The organism is Olivibacter sp. XZL3, from assembly GCF_004368405.1.
Classification (GTDB): Bacteria; Bacteroidota; Bacteroidia; order Sphingobacteriales; family Sphingobacteriaceae; genus Olivibacter.
In genome coordinates, this window is sequence record NZ_SBJH01000004.1 from 237,180 (window position 1) to 256,679 (window position 19,500).

Annotated in this window: 10 protein-coding genes; 4 read left to right on the top strand and 6 right to left on the bottom strand. The window is 46.1% G+C overall.

The genetic code is table 11. The annotated features are described in order from the left end of the window. Positions 1–67: 67 nt before the first annotated feature. Positions 68–1,390, top strand: a complete 1,323-nt coding sequence (locus EPX21_RS01725; protein ID WP_134087950.1) for a sugar porter family MFS transporter — start codon at positions 68–70, stop codon at positions 1,388–1,390. On the opposite strand, the gene EPX21_RS01730 is transcribed toward EPX21_RS01725, so the two are convergent. Further along, a complete protein-coding gene (locus tag EPX21_RS01730; protein WP_240768467.1) occupies positions 1,353–3,713 on the bottom strand; it encodes a glycoside hydrolase N-terminal domain-containing protein in 2,361 nt (786 codons plus the stop codon). The genes EPX21_RS01725 and EPX21_RS01730 overlap by 38 nt on opposite strands. A gap of 377 nt (positions 3,714–4,090) precedes the next feature. On the opposite strand from EPX21_RS01730, the gene EPX21_RS01740 reads away from it, so the two are divergent. From EPX21_RS01740 to EPX21_RS01750, 3 genes are all read left to right on the top strand, one after another. Next, positions 4,091–6,046, top strand: coding sequence for a cyclic nucleotide-binding domain-containing protein (locus EPX21_RS01740; RefSeq protein WP_134087951.1), 1,956 nt, complete (start codon positions 4,091–4,093; stop codon positions 6,044–6,046). After that, complete coding sequence (locus tag EPX21_RS01745; protein ID WP_134087952.1) at positions 6,036–6,647, top strand: GDSL-type esterase/lipase family protein; 612 nt, start codon at positions 6,036–6,038, stop codon at positions 6,645–6,647. The genes EPX21_RS01740 and EPX21_RS01745 overlap by 11 nt, the downstream gene beginning before the upstream one ends. Before the next feature lie 134 nt (positions 6,648–6,781). After that, complete coding sequence (locus tag EPX21_RS01750) at positions 6,782–7,552, top strand: LamB/YcsF family protein (protein WP_134087953.1); 771 nt, start codon at positions 6,782–6,784, stop codon at positions 7,550–7,552. 86 nt (positions 7,553–7,638) lie between these two features. On the opposite strand, the gene EPX21_RS01755 is transcribed toward EPX21_RS01750, so the two are convergent. The 5 genes from EPX21_RS01755 to EPX21_RS01775 form a co-directional block, all read right to left on the bottom strand. Beyond that, positions 7,639–8,709, bottom strand: a complete 1,071-nt coding sequence (locus tag EPX21_RS01755; protein ID WP_134087954.1) for an endo-1,4-beta-xylanase — start codon at positions 8,707–8,709, stop codon at positions 7,639–7,641. A 27-nt stretch (positions 8,710–8,736) separates the two neighbouring features. Next, positions 8,737–10,560, bottom strand: coding sequence for a glycoside hydrolase family 2 protein (locus EPX21_RS01760; protein ID WP_134087955.1), 1,824 nt, complete (start codon positions 10,558–10,560; stop codon positions 8,737–8,739). 31 nt (positions 10,561–10,591) lie between these two features. After that, positions 10,592–12,214, bottom strand: coding sequence for a RagB/SusD family nutrient uptake outer membrane protein (locus EPX21_RS01765; protein WP_134087956.1), 1,623 nt, complete (start codon positions 12,212–12,214; stop codon positions 10,592–10,594). Positions 12,215–12,265: 51 nt separating this feature from the next. Further along, positions 12,266–15,250 (bottom strand): TonB-dependent receptor, encoded by a 2,985-nt coding sequence (locus EPX21_RS01770; RefSeq protein ID WP_134087957.1) that lies wholly within the window; start codon positions 15,248–15,250, stop codon positions 12,266–12,268. Positions 15,251–15,365: 115 nt separating this feature from the next. Next, positions 15,366–19,469 carry a hybrid sensor histidine kinase/response regulator transcription factor gene (locus EPX21_RS01775; protein WP_134087958.1) on the bottom strand — a complete coding sequence of 1,368 codons (4,104 nt, stop codon included), beginning with the start codon at positions 19,467–19,469 and terminating at the stop codon, positions 15,366–15,368. Between the last annotated feature and the right edge of the window lie 31 nt (positions 19,470–19,500).

Consider the following 19,500-nt stretch of genomic DNA (forward strand, 5'->3'; position numbering starts at 1 on the left):
TTTTATTCCATTTTTGAAGAGGCAGGAATTACTAGCTTAGCCTATTCGAAAATAGACCTTATTCATCATGAACAATTCTTATCGTCACACCGTGTTAATCAGTTTGGTTGCAGCGCTTGGTGGACTCCTATTTGGCTTTGATATCGCCATTTTTTCGGGCACCATCCCCTTTATTCAACCTTATTTTAAATTAGACGCCGCCTCGCTTGGCTGGATAGCCAGCAGCCTTTATATTGGCTGTATGCTTGGGGCGCTGTTTACCGGATGGATAAGCGAACGAATAGGCAGAAAAAGACCGTTGATAGGCGCCGCACTGCTGTTTGCCTTCTCTTCTCTTATGATGGGCTTGGCAACAAGCGCCTCATCATTAACCCTTTGGCGTATTGTGGCCGGCATAGGCGTCGGCGGGGCGTCGGTCCTCTCACCCTTATATATTGCCGAAGTCAGCCCTGCAGCAATGCGGGGCAAAATGGTATCCATCAATCAGCTTGCCATTGTAATCGGTATCTTACTGGCTTACCTTTCCAATTATTTTCTGGCACCTATAGCGAGCAACTGGCGCTGGATGTTCGCCAGTGGCGCGGCCCCGGCGATTTTATTTTTCATGGGCGTTTTCCTTATTCCCGAAAGTCCGCGGTGGCTCTTAACCAAAGGTTACCGGCAAAAGGGTGAAGAGGTGCTTAAAGCGCTGCTGGCACCTGAAGAGGCTGCCAAAGAAATCGCTTTGATCAGTCGACACAAACAAAATCCATCCCGGAGACCTGCTTTTGGAAGTCTTTTGCAAAAGGGAATCTTTCCTTTATTGATAATAGGTATACTGGTTGCTGTTTTTCAGCAAATCTCAGGAGCCAATGCCGTATTATTTTATGCGCCCCTCATATTTGAAAGAACGGGCATGAATGTGAATGATCAGCTCTTCCAACAGGTATTGATCGGGGGCATCAATCTGTCGTTCACCTTAATTGCGATGCAGCTGGTAGATAAAATCGGACGAAAAAAGCTTATGCTATTCGGAGCGGGTATGATGGCGTGTCTATTAGCATTAATCGCTTATGCCTTCATGAAAGAACTGTTTGGCGGGTACTTATTAAGCCTATTGGTATTGGCTTTCATCGCTACTTACGCCGCCACCTTGGCTCCTGTAACCTGGGTACTAATTGCCGAGATTTTTCCCACAAAAGTTAGGGAACTAGCCATTTCAGTGTCATCCACCATGTTATGGGTCGCTTGCTTCAGTTTGACCTACGCCTTCCCCGTCATGATCGATCGCTTTTCTGCCAGCCAGACATTTTTGGTCTTTGCCGGTATATGCCTGGTGTACTTCCTGTTTTTATATTTCTTTGTACCCGAAACTAAAGGGAAGAGCTTGGATGAGGAAATCGCGTTTTAACCGTCTTTATTTCGCCATTTACTTTGAGTTTAACCTGTTGACTAACCGGCGAAAGCAACTCGTAATGGTTTACTTTCCCATCTTCCCATCGCATATTGACGGTTATATTGTTTCGGGCCTTCATTCCTTTGATCTCCCCGAAAGGCTCCCAAACCGTCGGTATCGCGGGAAGAAGCTCAATATAATCCTCGTGGCTTTGCAACAGCATTTCCGCTATACCCGCAGTCGCTCCAAAATTTCCGTCAATCTGAAAAGGAGGGCCTGCCGACCACATATTCGGATACACACCACCGCCTGAACCATAATTAATATCAGTGCGAAGCGTTGGTTTAAGCAACTCTCTTAAAAGCTTAAACGACCGCTCGCCGTCAAGTAACCTGGCCCAGAATAACAATTTATAAGCAATGGTCCAACTCGGTCCATCGTCTCCCCTCGCCTCCAACGATTTTTTACTTGCTTCCGCTAACTCCGGTGTTCGTATCGGTGTAATGAGGGTAGCCGGATAAAGCCCATATAAATGCGAAATATGGCGATGCTGTAGATCCGTTTCTTTATAATCTTCCATCCATTCCATCAGTCGGCCGTCAGAAGCGATTTGACCGATGGGAGGAATCCTTTTTAATGTATGCTGAAGTTCGCTCACCCATGCAGTGTCAACCCGCAAGGTTTGCGCTGCTTCAATCACCTTCGTAAATAGTTCACGAATTATTTGGTTGTCAATGGTGGGGCCGGCACAAATGCTTGCAGTCTTTCCATTGGGCAGATAGAACGTGTTTTCGGGTGAAGAAGATGGCGAGCTTACCAAAAAGCCAGTTTTTGGATCTTCCACCAACATACTGTTATAAAACTGGGCAGACCCTTTCATCACCGGATAAATTTCTGCCAGATATGTGGTGTCTTTTGTAAAGGCATAGTGCTCCCAAAGGTTATTGCATAACCAGCCAGATCCGACTTTAGTCGCCCCCCAGGAAGCACTTTCTCCGGGTTCCGTAAATCCCCAGATATTGGTAATCACATGTGCTACCCAACCATCGGCATTGTAATATGCTTTAGCTGTACGTTCGCCTGGCTTTACGAGGCCTTTCACCAAATCCGCCAGAGGCAGATTCAGCTCTGATAGATTAGCTACTTCTAAAGGCCAATGATTCATTTGCACATTCACATCCAGATGGTAATCGCCGTTCCAAGGGGTCTGGATTTGGTTTGCCCACAGGCCCTGCAGGTTGGGTGGCAGCAAGCCAACACGCGTGCTGCTGATACTTAGATAACGACCAAATTGAAAGAATAAAGCCGGTAAACCGGGATCTTCTTTAGGATGCGCATAAAAATCAGCTAGGCGCTTATCGGTAGTGAAACGCGCAGCGGTGCCTTCACCTAAATTGATTGATAAGCGATTAAACAATTGCTGATACCTTTCCGTGTGCGCCTTACGTTCCGCCATATAGCTTTTCTGCAAGGCTCCATTAAGCAAGCGATCAACGTCGCCTCTATAATCAGCGCCCTTATAATCCGTTCCGATTGACACGATGATCACGACTTCCGAAGCATCTTCGATCAACAGTTTATTAGCAGAGGCACGGAGCGTCCCATCCGTCAGCACAGGCTTTACTTTCGCCAAGTACCGCATACCTTCCTCAGCGGTACCGCTCGCCAAGATGCCCGACAAGGCCAACACATCATCTATTACCTCGCTATGGCCGCGCTCGGGACGGTCGATTGCCAGCTCCAAATGGATACTGTGGGGCTTGTCGGCACTTAACCTGATCAAGCACACATCACCGGCAAAGCTGGTAAAATACTCACGGCTATACTGTACGCCATTTAATATATAGCTTGTCGTGGCTACCGCCTTTTCCAATGATAACCTTCTTTCATAGTCGCGTGCATCGGCGATTGCTGCACCTTCAGCATAGCGGTGCTTTAGCCGTAAGTTGCCCAACATTTGGAAACAGCCAAAAGGCACATCCGTTGAACCTGCTCCCAAACAGACAAAATCCTTATCTATCAATGTCTGCGCTTCATCGTTTTTACCTTCGTTGATCAGCTTCCGAATTTCAGGCAAACGTTTATGCGCGCGGTAGTTATTCGCATCCTGTGGAGCTCCAGACCATAAGGTAATATCATTCAGCACAATCAATTCCTCTTCAATCCCGCCATCGGACGTCATCCCCAGCCGTCCATTGCCCAGAGGCAGGGTCTCCTCCCACTGTGCAGCAGGGCGATCAAAAAAGATATCTAAATCGTTATTCTGGCCATTTCCTCTGAACGGAGTGGCTATACAAAAAACGACCATAAAAAAGGCAGGAAATAGAATTCGTTCCATTGTTCTTAGGTTTAACGATGTATGACACAAGATTCGTAAACAAGCAAAATTACGGGTGTCCATCGTTAAAAAAATAGTCATTCTTTGGAATAGCATGGATTATTATCTGGCAAGGCACTGCCTACTGTCTTCTGCACTTGCACCCAAAAATGCCAATAGCTCATTCCCAATTTTCGCAAACTTTTTCAATCACAGTCGGGCACCATTCCCAAAGGCATACTATACCCGCCCGAAAAGAACACTTCAGCAAATCTCTTCAAACCATTCTTTTCAACCAGCGTTATTTAACCAGATATTTCCTTCACCAAGAACATAAAGCAAAAAAAGCACTGCTTATTTAAAAAAAATCAGTAAATTTCTACTTTAATAGCAAATAATTGACTGACTTAACGCACTTACAACAGCAATTTCCCGAGGGAGAGGTCATCGAGTTAAAAAAAGACACGCTCGTTTGCCATATACATAAAAAAATAGCGTATATCCACTGGCTCATTGCCGGAAGGGTATCCTTTTTTGTAGCATTAAACGAAAACGATCCCGAAATTGAAGTGTGTGACTTTGAAGGGGCCCTGTTACCTATTGGATGGAATGGGATGGACACGCCCAGTCGGCACACCAAGAATATTTCAGTTGCCTCCGAAAAAGCAAGTTTTTTCAGGGTGGCCATTAGCGGACATAGTGCTTTTTTAAATACGATCAAGGATGTAGCCTTACATCGCCATGTATGTAGAACCCAGTTTTCACTTTTGCAACGGGCATTACTCCATCAAAAGCGTGTATTACCGCAGCACCAGTTCACAGAACCCGCCCCGCGAAACAGCACCTATGACGCCATTGCACAGCACACCACGGCCATTATGGAGCTATTGAGGCGATCTCCCTTCTTCGAGTTCTTCGATGATCAAGAGCTTTTGCTGCTAGCTGGACAAGCCATAAGACGAGAATACAGCCCAACCAACATCGTGCTCGCACAAGATGAGTTTTCTGATGGTATTTACATTTTGATTGAAGGGTATATTAAGGTATATCGCGCGGATGGATCACAGATACTGACTCAATGGCCCATTGCTACCCAAGGTTTTATTTTCGGTTGGCCCCACATTATACAGGAGCGAGAGATCTGCACGGCACAGGCCGTCCGACAATCGTCGGTGTATTTTATACCTGAAACCTCTTTTCAAGCACTTTTCAAAACGAATCAGAAATTCAGCTTACGCTTTTTTAAGCGCTTGAATTGGCTCATCGATAACCACATCAATGCAGCCTTTATCCGTTATTTGAGCTTTTATTTCAACGCCAATCAGCTCACCATCCAGTACCTTATCGAGAACTACCAAACGCAGATAAAAATATCCTCCAAGTTGCATCAAATTCCGCATTTGCTGAATCACCGCAGCACGAAACAGCTTGCCTTCAACATACTCGAACAATTGAATGAAAGCGGTACCTCCCGCGAACGCCGCATTGCTTCCATCTGCATGGATTTACTAGTGAAGGACCGGGAGGAGGCCGCCTATCTGCGTCAGTTGCAGCACATTTACGAAACGGTGGTGGATGCAGATCCGCAGACGGAGGCTGCCGCTATCCGCAAAGCATGTAGCGATGCAGTCCGGAAACTGTGTGCGTTTTTTTCTTATCAAATTGAAGGATGGGAATTACTTCCGGCAAAACCGGGACATATTTTCATCTACAACCATCTCATCAACCACCCTTATTATACGCTGCCTAATAACTTTCAGATTACACTTGAATCGCATTTTATAAGCGCCATGATACTAGATGCCAAATACGGTGATCCCGGCATTCGAACCGTTAGGATTGGGCGTTCGAAAGAATTTGCGCATCAGGATTACTATGAGAAACTAGGTTATATCAGTGTCTTTACGAAAGAATCCGATGTGACCGATTCGGCGAAACGTCAGCTCGCCAGAAGCCAATTTTTCGAATCGGCAAAGGCGCATTTACGCGCAGGCCAAAACATCATTGTCAGTCCGGAAGGAACCTCCTATCGTACGGAAGATAGCATCCCCGGTGCCTTTAAGCCCGGTGCCTTTCAATTGGCGCTCGAAACAGATCCAGAGCCTATGATCGTACCGATCATTATGCTTCACTTTGATAAACGCATCCATGAAGCTAAGAAATATTGCCGCATATTGCCGCCTTTTCGCGTCAGCGAACATGCGCTGTTCAAAAAAGAAGAAAGTTTACAGTCCTTTGTTGATCAGTATCGGCTGGCATTCAAACAACAAGTCGATGAAGCGAAACAGCTGTTAGGAATCAAGATGCCTTCCACCCTTTATCATACCAAAACATCCAACATATATGGAAAATAAGCAAGAGACAGCACAATGGGAAGAGGAAATCGCAGTCATTAAGCAACGCATCAATGTGCTACCTGACCCGCAGAAACACATTGCATTCTACGGGAGCTCATCCTTCCGCCTATGGACAACCATGGAGGCAGATCTTTATCCGCTCGAAACCATTAATATGGGTTTTGGCGGGTCTACGTATAAAGACTGTATCCGGTATTTTGACGATCTATTCTCGACGTTAAGCCCAATGCGCCTGGTCTTATATGGTGGCGATAATGACATTGCCAATGGGGAAGATCCCGAAACAATCCGCTGCGATGTGCGACACCTCACGCAACAGATACGCAGCCGATTTCCCAATAAAGCCTTATCGGTGATCAGCATCAAACCGAGTCCGGCACGCACGCTCTTTCTCGATCGGATCCAACAGGCCAACCAAATGATCAAACAGCACCTGCAGGACATCGGCGGCGGCTACATCGACGTATATAGCGCTATGCTGGATGCAAACCGCTGCCCGAATAAAAAGCTCTTTACGGAAGACGAATTACACCTCAACGAAGCCGGCTACCAAGTTTGGGCCTCCCTGTTAAAAGAGCATCTCATGGCAGACAGTTAGTTCGCAGAATCTTATTGGTTTATCACCGGTATATTCCTTATGTTTTTTTGCCCATCACAACACAAGGACTGCTATCTTTAACCCCGAGAAAACAGTCGCCGAACATAGGGCGCAAAGAGACAAAGATAAATGACATGTATACCATAGACATTAACTGCGATATGGGCGAAGGCCTTGGTCCCAATAACGGATTCGATCTGGATACTGCCCTGATGGCTTATGTCTCGTCGGTCAACATAGCCTGTGCTTTTCATGCCGGAAGCCCTGCTATTATGCAAAATACCGTACGAGCGGCTATCCAACGGGGTATAGCAATCGGCGCCCATCCTGGCTTTCCCGACAGAGAGCATTTTGGTCGACGAGCCTTACACTTAACCGCAAAAGAGGTTTATCAGCTTACCCTCTATCAAATCGGCGCACTCGATGCCTTTGCACGTGCTGAACAGGCATCCCTACATCACGTAAAACCACATGGAGCCTTATACAACATGGCGGCGGCCAACTCGCACTTGGCGCTGGCAATTGCACAGGCTGTAGCCGATTTTAACCCCAAACTGATTTTATACGGTTTATCCGGTAGCCAATTGATTACCGCTGGCCAGCAAGTAGGACTTCCGGTAGCCCGTGAGGTGTTTGCCGACCGCACCTATCAGCCGGACGGTTCCTTGACCCCGCGCAACCAGCCTAACAGTATCATTCTGGAAGAGGAAACGGCCATTGACCAAGTTATTTCTATGGTACAAAACCAACAGGTAAGCGGCACAAATGGAACGCCGATAGCTATTACCGCAGAAACCCTCTGTATTCATGGCGACAGCGAACAAGCATTGCTATTCGCCAAAAGCATTTATGCCCGTTTCCAACAGATGGGTATCCGGGTGCAGGCCATTACAGCGGATCGATAGTTTGTTGTAAAATTAGTATTTCGGCATCTTACCGGCTCGACTTCGGCTTTAGTCTGGATTCCTAGGCGATTCAGACTTCACAACATTTACTCAAAAACTGCTATGATGCTATCATAAGCAGGTTTTCGCTGATAACTGGCATCAAACGGCAACGGCCAGTCCGGACGGTTATAGGTTCCGGGAATCCACGAGTCTCCGTCGGTTACATTCCAAGTCGTAATACCAAAGCGTTGATTCGTATTGATACCAGTAAACGTTTCGACGATATGACCGTATTTCTGGGCCTGCTGTGCAGCCAATGTTTCGGTAAACACCAAGTCGGGATTATTGTCTGGATTCACGGCGATGTCCAACTCCGCTATATGAATCAGCAAACCCGTTTCAGTAGCCGTATTGGTGATCGCCGAAGCATGAAATTGATCTTCACGGTTTACACGCGTATGCATCTGCATACCGACGCCGTGAATCGGTACACCGGCATCCTTTAGTCCTTTCACAAGATTGATAATCGCATTTCTTTTAGTAGGACCATACTCATTACCGTAATCGTTATAAAACAGCAGCGCATCCGGATCTGCGTCATGCGCGTATTGGAAGGCCCGTGCTATATAATCAGGTCCGAGTTTGGTCAGCCATAGCGATGGTCTCATTCCTGTCCCTTCATTATTCAGCGCTTCATTTACCACATCCCAAGAGCCGATACGCCCCTTATAACGACTTACAACGGTTTGGATATGCGAGCGGAACAACTGCTCCCATGCAATAGAATCTCCCTGAAAATTAATGATCCAGTCGGGCAAATTCTTGTACCATACCAACGTATGTCCATGCACACGCATGTTATGTTCATCGGCAAAATCCACGAGATAGTCTGCATCTGCCCAAGCGTAGGTATCCTGCTGCGGATGGATAAACCGGGTCTTCATGGCATTCTCTGGAGTTAAACTATTAAACTCCCTGACCACCAATTGACGGTAATTGTTATTATTCTTAAGCAAACCCACATTCACGGCGGCACCAAAGGGAAAAGGCGACAAGTTTCGTAGACTGGTATCAAGGACAACGGGCTCCAGCGTATTTTCGTTGTCAGTAAGATTGGATTTGGTACAGGCCGTCAGCATGATCAGCCCGATCAATAATTGAATTGCTGTAGTCATAATAATCATTTTAGGTTTATAAAATTGTTAGTGATATTTTTTGCGAATCCGGTCGTAGTAGGCTTTGAGGATATAGAAAGCCTTCTTTTTCTCGCCGCTCGAAGCGTATAATCCTTTTCGATTCCAAAAATCCTGAAAGTATGGATGCTGGCGCCGAGGCGAGCGGAAATCGACCAACACCCAAGGGGTCATCCCCCTCAATCCCTTTATACCAGAAAGGAAATCCAACTGATGAATATAGAGCGATTCTTGGTACTCTTCCGACCAACGCGTGTGCTCATCACCGTGAAACCCAGCTAACGCGTCTCCGCCGAATTCCGAAATAACAACCGGTTTATCATAGGCAATCTCCACCTGATATTTACGCAATTCCTCCGGCACCCCTCCCCAATACCATCCCCCATACTCGTTGAAACTAACCACATCCAATAATTCGCCCAGCGAATCGTTTACAATCACCTTGTACCCATCGCGATGTACTTCCAAGGCGGCCGATATCAGCCGGCTGTTATCTTTGGATCGCGCTAACTTTGCCAAGCTGCTCATAAAGTTATAGCGGGCGCCGCTCAACGGTGTTTCATTGCCAACCGACCAAATGATAACGCTTGCACGATTTTTATCGCGACTGACCAGATCGCTGAGCTGTTTAGCTGCGTTCTGGTAGGTTGCAACATTTTCCCACGAGATCGTCCAGTACACCGGTATTTCAGCCCACACCAGCAAGCCCATTTCATCGGCCAGACGGATCATTTTTTCATTATGCGGATAATGTGCCAAGCGTACATAATTGCACCCCATATCTTTAGCCCATTGCAAAAGCATGCGCATATCTCCTTCCGACCGCAATCGGCCGGGAATCAAAGGATTTTCGTCGTGTATCGATACACCGCGTAAAAAGAGCGATTGCCCATTTAACAAGATATCCTGCCCTTTGGTAACAATTGTACGGAATCCGATCCGATCGCGCAATTCCTCCTCAGCCGTTTTTATTTGCACATCGTATAGCTTCGGCATATCGGGAGTCCAATAGTGGATCTTTTTAAGCGGATGACTAAAACTTGCCCGGCCCTGAGGATCCGTTTTTAAAGCCAGTTGTATCCCTGCTTCCGGAATACTTAACGTAACTACCTCATTTACTATACTGTCTGCAAGTTGGATGTATCCTTCCAGTCGATTACCAGAGCCGGGTGCCAGCTGAATCTTATAATCCTGAATATAACCTGCGGGCAATGTTGCCAGGTATACATCGCGGGTAAGTCCACCATAATTCCACCAATCGGTATTAATGGTAGGAATCTCGTCCTGCGCCCGATTGTTATCCACCTTCACCACCAGCGAATTCTCCCCATCCACCAGCTGCGACCCCACCTCAAACTGAAAAGGCGTAAAACCACCCTTGTGCATTCCTAACTTTTTTCCGTTGAGATACACATGCGCTTCATAATTAGCTGCTCCAAAATAAAGCAAGTATTTATTACCTGGTGTAAGATGCACGCTAAATTTTTTACGATACCACACAGTCCCTTCATAGAGCGCCAATTTTTCCGCCTGGGAATTCCAATCGCCCGGCACCTGTAAAGAAGGCGAATCATCAAAACTATATTCAATAAGTTCCGTTTTATCCCGCTGCTTCCGATCATCATAAAAACCGCCCTTACCCGAAGCCGAGTTCTCAAACGGCTCATGGCGGTAATCGTAAAAACCCATCTCGTAGGGATCAATGATGTACTGCCAACTACCATTTAGACTTAACAGATTGCGACCAAGGATATGTTGGATCGGCTCCGACTGCCCTTTGACGGTAACGCTAGCCAATAAAAAAAGTACGACGAAAGCAATGTTTTTCAGCATTATGGTTGTATTTAGGAGTGAGTACTACAAGTTAATTATAGCCCGGATTCTGTTGCATAGGCTTTCCGGTATTGGCATCAATCACATATTGCGGAATTGGCAGCAACACGTGATAATCCTGAATGTCTTGCGCCAGCGGATTGTACAAACGCGTACGTTCGACCAGTTTGCCGGTCCGCACCAAGGTTTCCCGACGATGTTCTTCGGTAATTAGCTCACGCGAACGTTCATCCAGAATAAAATCAAGCGTTACCTCGCCTGCTGTTATTGCACGGGCATTGGCGCGTTGACGCACTTGATTGATCCAGACAGCTGCATCGGCCAGTTTCCCGAGCTTCATTTGTGCTTCGGCCAACAACAAATAGGTTTCCGAAAGACGGAGATAGGCCTGATCCGCAAAAGAGTGCGTTGCATTCCACAAGTCAGGATCCGTATAGGTCCAATCCCATTTACGGGTGCTTGCCCATTGGTTGTTGTTCAAAGTCATGTTCACCTCATCCATTTGCGTTTCGATGACTTCCCCTTCATAGCCTGTATAGCTTTTACGAACAGCATATGGGCTAAAGCGATCGTCCTGCTCCTCGTAAATAGAAAAGGCCCAAGCCGTGATGGCCAAACGACCGATGCCACGACCGCCGTTTTCCGGTGTATAGGGCGCATAAGCACTGTAATTGGGAATCCAAGAGCGCCGCATGGAATTAGCTCTGGCGCCGAGGTAATCAATTACATCTGAATTAGGAAAAACCCATAACGCCTCGGTATTCCCCTGAGAGGGCAAGATATTCCCGTTATAAAACTGATCCATAAAGGGCACCCCCGGTTCATTTTGCCGCATCCCATAACGGGTGGTAATCAATTTATAATGCGTATTGTTCACAACTTTCAATGCTTCTTCCTCGGCCCGCGCAGGATCGTCCATCCACAGGTATATTTCAGCCAGATAGTGCTGTGCAATAACCCTCGGTAAAATCAGAACGTCGGTTGAAAAGTCAGGTAAATATTGCTCGGCAAACTGTAGGTCCTGAATAATCTGACTTTGAATTTCCGACACAGAATTTCGATCCCAATCATTACGGTAATTCAGTCCGTCCACTTCTTCAATATTCAAAGGCACAGCGCCAAAGGTAAGCGCCAAATGTCTATAAGCCCATGCCCGGATCAACCTCGCATGTGCAACAATCAAATTTCTGTTCGCCTCATTCGCTTCCACCGTTGCCCCTTCCCAATCGACCTGCGGATCAGCCGAGCGGGCGACGATCATATTTGCCGAGCTAATGGCCCGGTAAAGAATCAGAAACAATCCGTCCCGGCCTTCTGTATCCCGGTTAATCAATTGCATTTCGGCATTCAGATCAACCGTATAGCGACTTAAGCCACGTGTCCAAGACAGTTCTGCATTAGCCCAACCATTGTCTACACCAATTTTCCAGATACAGGACAGTTCGGCCGACTGGATCATATCTGCCCGTTCTTGTCGCGGAAAATCCAGCAAAGCATTGACAGCCATCCTGAATCCACTGTAGTTCACAAAGAGATTTTCCGAATAAATCGCATCTTTCGGCTTTTCTTTCAAAAATTCTGCTTCGTTACAAGCAGTCACAAGTAGGCAGCAGAACAGCAGGCCCGCGCCGTATATTTTTGTTATCGATTTCATCTGTCTGTTTTTTGGTCTTTTAGTTTTGCAGATCGCATTCATACACTCTTTTTATATCCCGAAACGTAATCCAAGGAGGTAGGCACGCGTTTGTGGAATAGCACGTTGGCTGCTCAACTCTGGATCGAGCCCCTCCCAATGGGTAATCGTCGTCAGATTTTTAGCATTGATAAACACCTCCAACTGATGCAAGCCAATACGCTTCAACTGAGACGCTGAAAACTGATATTTCAAGGTCACATCATTTAGGCGGATAAAACTTGCATTGTTCTGTTTACCGAAATAAATGACACCAAAGGGATTCGAATCATCTCTGTTCGCTGGAAAGGTATTAATCGGGTTTTCCGGCGTCCAAAAGCTACGATTTAACGTGCGCGTCCGACCATCAAAATAGCTATTCATCAACTCATTAAATTTGGTAACCCCCTGCACGGTCCGGATGAAAAAACTCAAGGAAAGGTTTTTATAACGAAAAGTGTTGGTAATGCCCGCAGTGAAAGAAGGCACTGTTGAACCGATAATGTCCCGATCTGCCGCGCTAATCGTTCCATCGTTATTCACATCCTTCACCCGGACATCGCCCGGGTTAGCCGTAGGCTGCGCTGAGTTAGCGATATCGTCTCCCTCCTGCCAGATGCCATCAAAAATATAGCTGTAATTCACGCTAATAGGTTGCCCGATAAACCAACGGTTATCCACATAATCAACGGGGTTACCCGCTGCGTCATAAAGGCCAACATCCACAATTTTATTTTTGTAATGCGAAAAATTGAGATCTACCGTCCAATTGAAGTCCTTCTTATCAACCGCGATACCGGAGATGGCCAGGTCAATCCCGCGGTTCGTTGTTTTACCGATGTTTTGGCGAATACTTTTCGTTCCATTAACGGGCGATATAAGTTTATCGAGTAGCAGGTCGGTCGTTTCTGCACGGTAATAGTCGATACTGCCAACCACTCGGTTCTTCAGCATTGCAAAATCTGCGCCCACATTAAACTGCTTGGTTGTTTCCCATCCCAAGGCCGGGTCTCCCAACCGCGACGGGTAAAAACCGATAGCCGTTTGCTTGTCATTATCAAGGTAAGGCAGTGGTTGCAATTGTGGCAGCGTTGAATACGGATCGATGGCCTGATTACCATTTTTACCGTAAGACACCCGCCATTTCAACTGATCGAGCCAGTCCGTGGTTTTGATAAAAGCCTCTTCATGCATATTCCAGCCAAGGGCAACCGAAGGGAAGATACCGAACTTTGAGTCTTCACCAAAGGCCGAATAACCATCTCTTCGAGCAGTTAAGGTTAGCAGGTACTTGCCCAAATAAGAATAGTTCAAACGGGCCATCTGCGAGATATACTGTTGCGAATTGTACTGATCAGTAGGATTCCAAACCGTAGCCAAACTGTTCTGGTAATTCGTCATAATGTCACTAGGGAAGCCACTTGCATCCAGGTCGTGATTTTTATTCACTCTGCGTTGCGCACTATAAAGACCTGTAAACGCGATATGGTGATTACCAAAAGTTCGATCATAATCCAGAATGTTTTCTATAATCCAATCTTCGTTTGCCCAATTATCAATCTCAGATACGCCTCCTTGCTGCAGGCCATTGCGGGTATTTCGACCATAATACGCCTCTACGCCGCGATAGCGGTAGGTATACCCCGTATTCAGTTTATACGATAAACCGGGGATAAAAGGTACATCGATCTTCACGAAATTATTGGAAAGCACAGACCGGGTACGGTCTTCCTGCAAAACATCAAAACCCTGTAGCGGGTTGGTAAAGAAAGCATCTTCCGACCAGGGAAAAATCCGGAGCGTTTGTCCATCCTCTTCATAAGGCAATGCCAGCGGATTCATATCAAAAGCACCCGAAAAGCTAGCGGCCATATGATCGCGATTGTAATAGCCGAATTGCGTATTGGTACCTATGGTAAGCCAGGGCGTTATTTTGGTGTCGAGGTTTATCCTTAAATTGATACGTTTAAAATCATCATTTTTAGCGATGCCTTTCACTTCATTAAAAGCTCCTGAGAAATAATAACGGGTCGCCTCACTTCCACCCGAAATAGCGATCGCATGTTGCTGCCGTGTACCGGTACGCGTCGCCAAGTCAATCCAATCGGTGTTCACACCCGCTGCCCTCGAGTCAATTTCTGTACGCGTTAAGGCTCCTTCCCCATAACGGTCTACTTTGGTCTGATAAAAACTAGCGGCATCCATCATATTGGGTAAATGCGCAATTTCATCCAATCCAAAAAAACCATTATAAGACACTTGCGGAGCCCCCGTTTTCCCTTTCTTGGTAGTCACCAGAATCACACCATTCGCCGCGCGCGAACCATAAATTGCCGCGGCCGACGCATCTTTCAACACATCGATGGATGCGATGTCATTCGGATTGATTTCAGAAAGCTGATCCGCAAAAGGGATTCCATCTACCACCACCAGTGGGGCATTACCGGCTGTGATCGAGTTCCTTCCCCGCACCTGCAACTCGTTGCTATTACCTTCGGCATCAGCGGCCGTTGTGGTAACCGACAAACCGGGAATTCTGCCTTGTAAGGACTGGCTGATACTGGTGTTGGGCATACTTTGCAATTGCAGTTTTTCGGCACTGAAAGAAGCAACAGCACCAGTGACATCACTCTTCCTCTGTGTCCCGTAACCCACTACCACCACCTCGTCAAGCGACGTATTATCCGCATTTAAGATGACATTGAGCAATGCTTCTCCCGCATAAGGCACTTCCTTGGTTATAAAGCCGACATATGAAAAAACGAGTATAGGCGCATCCGCTTCTGCGCTTAATTGGAATTGACCGTTTGCATCGGTAGAAGATTGTATCCCGGTACCCTTCACTTGTATGCTTACACCCGGCAAAGGTATTCCTACGGTGTCTCTTACCGTACCTTTCATGGTGGTTTGTCCGGCCGCCATCATCGGCATAAGTATGCTTACTAAAAAAAACAGACTCATACTCCTAATAACCGACTTGCGACAGCCCAGCTGTTTGTAATTGGTTGTTATTTGCATATTATAGGTTATTTGATCTGGACAAAAGTAAGTCCACACCACTAACCAAAGGGGGTACTATCATCCGAAATAAGGGGTAAAATCTTCCTTATTTAGCTGACTAGGCGAGCGGTTCCTAAACTTTCGGCTTTTCGGACAGCGGCGCGAGCTGACTTTCCAAATAGGCCGAGGGTGCACAGTTGAACACCTTCCGAAACTCTTTACTAAAGTATTTGCGGTCATTAAATCCCACCGCAAAGGCCACTTCAGCAATGGAGCACTTCCCTTCACTTAAATAGGAAGCAGCCTTGTGCAAGCGGACCGACTTGATAAAATTAGCAATGGAGAGATTCGTAATTGCCTGTACCTTATTGTAAAGTACGCTCTTGCTCATACCAATAGCTTCCGCCAGTTCGGGTACACCGAAAGAGGCATCTTCCAGGTGTTCTTCGATAAGGAGCAGCAGTTTTTGCAGAAAGTGTTCTTCCTGTGTATTGGCCACAATATCGAGTGGCTTCAGTACGAGCTGTTGACTATATTTTCGCCGTAATGAGTCTTTTGTCTCTAACAAATTATGCACTTGCAACAAGAGCATATCCAACGAAAAAGGCTTCGTAATATATAGATCCGCACCCACCGTTAGCCCCTCCAATTTATGGATATCTGCTGTTTTCGCCGTTAGCAAAACAACCGGTATATGATTGGTCTGTTCATCCTTTTTAATTTGTTCGCAAAAAGCTAGGCCGTTTACTTTCGGCATCATCACATCGCTGATAATAAGATCGGGCATTTCCCGTACTGCTAACTGCCAAGCATCCTCTCCATCTTCCGCGACGACCACCTCGTAAGATCCCTGCAAGGTGTCTTGCAGAAAAACACGCATATCCGCATGGTCATCTACCACCAATATCCTTCTCTTCTTTTTCTCCCGGAGATGATCTTCAGGCATATTCGACCCTACTGGCAAGCGCCCGTTATCTTCGCCTTCTGGCAAACCGATTTCTTTCAGGATATAATCTGGCAGCACATTTTCTGCCTCTAGGGGAAGCAACTGCTCCGGCAGGAAGACGGCAAACCAACTAAAACCATCTTTTCTTGTATAGGTGATAAAGCCACCGTGCAGCTCGACAATCTTTTTAGCCAGTGCCAAACCAATGCCCGTCCCCCGGTTAAATTGGTTCTCATTAGAAGCCTGCCAGAATAAGTGAAACAAATGTTTTTTTTCTCCTTCCGGTATGCCCGGGCCGCTATCCCCTATGTAAACCGCCAACATAGATTTTCCATGATAAAGGTCTCTCCTGATTTTTACCTGTACCTCTCCACCTATCGGGACAAACTTGAAGGCATTTCCCAACAAATTAGCGAATACCTTATCCAATTGGTCCTTATCAACATACAATATATCCGGGCAGTCTTCTTGCATCAACTGAAACCTTACCTTCTTCTGCTCTGCCAAACCTACAAAAGGAAGATACGTTTCATGCAACAGGGAAGTCGGGTTAACGGCCGTGTAATAAAGCTTCATTTTCCCATATTCAATCTTTCGGAAATCCAGCAGTTCATTGATCAGCTTTTTCAACCGTTTTGCATTGTTATCCATCAAATGGAGGTATTTAGCCATCGCTCCATCATCCCCATATTGTTTCACCATACGATCAAGCGGTGCAAGCATGAGGGTTAAAGGCGTGCGGATCTCGTGGGAGATATAGGTAAAAAACTCCAACTTTTGATGTTCATGCAAGAGATCCCGTTTAAGCAATTCTTTGCCGCGTATAAAGCGCAATACCGAGACAAAAATAGACAAGCCCACTATAGCATAGAGCGTGTAGGCCCACCAGGTTTTCCAAAGCGGGCTCAATACCTTTATCCGCAAGATGGTCGTCTCTTCGCTCCAAATACCGTCATTATTGGCTGCCTTTACTTTAAACACATATTCCCCGGGATCCAGGTTCGTATAATTCGCGATCCGTTCTTTACCTACATCATGCCAGCCCACGTCATTGGGAAGGCCCTCAAGCCGGTAGGCATAGCGGTTATTTTCAGGATTTACGTAATTGATGCCGGCATATTTTATACTGATATAATTCTCATCATGCCTTAACACAATACGCCTACTGGCAGGAACAAGCTGTTGAAGTGACGCCTTTCCATTGTCCGCACTGATAGGCACCGATTGATTGGGAATCATAAAATCTGTTAAGACCACCTTTGGCGCTTTGCGATTCCGATAAAGTCGGTCGGGCGAAAAATAGGTCAAACCATTCATTCCTCCAAAAAAGAGCGTACCATCACTACTGGCATATCCAGCATTCGCCATATACATGTTTCCAGACAGCCCATGTTGGGAAGTATAATGGCTCACCTGCAGATCGGCACGTTTGAATGGGGGCTTAAATGTTTTGAAAGCAATCATAAACAGGCCATTATCCGTACTCACCCATAAGTTCCCGTTCGGATCTTCAAGCAATGTATGTATGGCATTATCCGTCAAACCCAAGGTCGCATTCAGCGGATAAAAGGTTGCGCTAGCCGTATCAAAATAATAGAGACCACCTCCTTCTGTGCCTACCCACAACCTTTTTTTACTATCATAGTAAAGAGTTTGGATATCGTTGCTTAGCAGGGGTGTATCTGCGTTTTTACGATATGTACGTGTCACTTTATTTTGCCGATAATCAAAATAATCCAAACCGTTTTGTGTTCCCACCCACATCCCCTGTTGATCATCCGCCAGTAGGGTATTCACAAAATTATCGCTCAATACGCCTTCTTTACCCTTTTCATAACTATAATGTCGGGGTTTCCCTTCGTTGGGGATAAAGAATAAACCGCCCCCGTTAGCTCCTGCCCAGAGTCCATCTGGTGTCGTGATAATGCTATTAATGAGACGTGCGCTCAGTTTACCTTCCGGAAAAGACAGGGAGTAATTTGTAAACTTATGAGTAAGCGTATTGAAGGCAAAAAGCCCATTTAACGTACCTAGCCATAGTCTTTGTCGATCGTCAAGCGCCATACTCTTAATATGTTGACTTGCCAATACACGATCGTTTGAAGGAATTGCATAATGCGCAATCCGATTATGTTTATAATCCAGGTGGTGTAACCCTCCGCCAAAAGTACCAACCCAAAGCGCTTGTATTCCATCCGGTACCAGTGCATGCGCGATACGATTTTGAAATTCCATGCGCTTTGCGCCATCTCCCCCGATGTTGCTAAAATTGGTATTATTGGGTGTTGCATAACTGATGGCTCCCGAAAAAGTGCCTACCCAGATATGGTGATCCCGGTCGATCATCAGACTCCATACGCTGTTATCGTAAATACTAAAGGGATTATCGGCGACATGCCGATAAGCCGTGAAGGTATGCAAGCGAGGGTTATACACGCTAATCCCACCACGCGTCCCAATCCATAAGCGGTGTTCATGATCGAACACCATATCTTTTATCATATTCGAAGCTAGGGCGCTGTTCTGTTCAGTAAAGGTTATCAAGCTTTCTGCTTCAGGCTTATAATAGATTAAACCGTCTTCTTCCGTACCGAACCAATAGCCGGAATCCTGATCTTGCCTGATAAACAGTATTTTCGATTGATTTAACTTGATATCATTCTTCAACAGCGTTGGAAGTTCTAATTTTCGCCGCCGATAAGGATTAAAGCAGCGTACACCTGTTTTCGTTCCAATCCACAAATCGGATACCGCATCCAGAAAAAGCGTATAAACAGTACCCGCAAACAGCGGTTCTTCTGCTAATCGGCAGTGCGCAATATCTACCGGGAACAGGCCTGCGAAAGTAGAGACCCATATTGTTCCCTCCCAGTCCTGTGTAATGCCCGAAATATAATTTTTTCCACCTTTGAGCTGACTCGAACCAAAATACTCAAAAGATTCCGTTTGCGGATTGTATCGATTTAAGCCGTTAGCTGTTCCAATCCATAAAAAACCCGTTTTATCTTCGAAGATCGCGTTTACTCTACCGTTACTTATGCCGCCCTGCTTGCCTTTCCTATACGAGAATTCCTTAAATTCGTAGCCGTCGTAGCGAATTAGACCCTTCCAATTACCAATCCAAACAAAACCCCGATGGTCTTGCAGCATAGCCGTTACCGGGCTTTGCACCAGCCCTTCATTAAACGTTAAATGTTTAAACCTCAGTTCATCTGCCCTGGATAAACCAACTGTCCGGTTAAAAAAGAACAGCCAAAGAAAAGCACATAATAGGTAAGCGTTCCGCATCATAAAGGCTATTGGTCAATCAAAAATAGGCATT

Excerpts from the sequence above, each read along its gene's own strand:
- EPX21_RS01725 (WP_134087950.1), top strand. The coding sequence starts at position 68 with ATGAACAATTCTTATCGTCACACCGTGTTAATCAGTTTGGTTGCAGCG.
- EPX21_RS01730 (WP_240768467.1), bottom strand. The coding sequence starts at position 3,713 with ATGGAACGAATTCTATTTCCTGCCTTTTTTATGGTCGTTTTTTGTATA.
- EPX21_RS01745 (WP_134087952.1), top strand. The coding sequence starts at position 6,036 with ATGGAAAATAAGCAAGAGACAGCACAATGGGAAGAGGAAATCGCAGTC.
- EPX21_RS01750 (WP_134087953.1), top strand. The coding sequence starts at position 6,782 with ATGTATACCATAGACATTAACTGCGATATGGGCGAAGGCCTTGGTCCC.
- EPX21_RS01755 (WP_134087954.1), bottom strand. The coding sequence starts at position 8,709 with ATGACTACAGCAATTCAATTATTGATCGGGCTGATCATGCTGACGGCC.
- EPX21_RS01760 (WP_134087955.1), bottom strand. The coding sequence starts at position 10,560 with ATGCTGAAAAACATTGCTTTCGTCGTACTTTTTTTATTGGCTAGCGTT.
- EPX21_RS01765 (WP_134087956.1), bottom strand. The coding sequence starts at position 12,214 with ATGAAATCGATAACAAAAATATACGGCGCGGGCCTGCTGTTCTGCTGC.
- EPX21_RS01770 (WP_134087957.1), bottom strand. The coding sequence starts at position 15,250 with ATGCAAATAACAACCAATTACAAACAGCTGGGCTGTCGCAAGTCGGTT.
- EPX21_RS01775 (WP_134087958.1), bottom strand. The coding sequence starts at position 19,469 with ATGATGCGGAACGCTTACCTATTATGTGCTTTTCTTTGGCTGTTCTTT.